We start from the raw sequence: 399 nt of genomic DNA, 5'->3' as shown, positions 1-399 counted from the left end.
CCGCCGAGGTGCGTGCCCTCGCCCAGCGCTCGGGCGCCGCCGCGAAGGAGATCAAGGACCTGATCGACGCCTCCACCCAGCGCGTGGCCGACGGCGCGACCCTGGCGGGGCAAGCCGGCCAGACGATGCGCGACATCGTCGACAGCATCGGCCGCGTCACCGGCATCATGAACGAGATCGTCGCCTCCAGCCGCGAACAGGCCAGCGGGATCGGCCAGGTCAACCAGGCCATCGTGCAGATGGACGGCGTGACGCAGCAGACCGCGGCCCTCGTCGAGGAATCGGCGGCCGCGACGCGGGCGATGCATGAACAGGCGCAGGCGCTGGCCGGGCTGGTGGAAGTGTTCCGGGTCCAGGCGAAGTCCCAGGCGGCGCCGAAACCGGCGCTGCCGCCGGCAC

Annotated in this window: 1 protein-coding gene; it reads left to right on the top strand. The window is 72.4% G+C overall.

Annotation, left to right across the window (positions count from 1 at the left end; translation table 11 throughout):
- A partial coding sequence (locus ACEN88_RS34465) for a methyl-accepting chemotaxis protein (protein ID WP_413346901.1) occupies positions 1-399 on the top strand: 399 nt, incomplete at both ends.

Origin of the sequence: Massilia sp. CT11-108, assembly GCF_047302915.1 — a bacterium.
Classification (GTDB): Bacteria; Pseudomonadota; Gammaproteobacteria; order Burkholderiales; family Burkholderiaceae_D; genus Telluria; species Telluria orientalis.
This window is presented reverse-complemented; position numbering and strand designations above follow the sequence as displayed.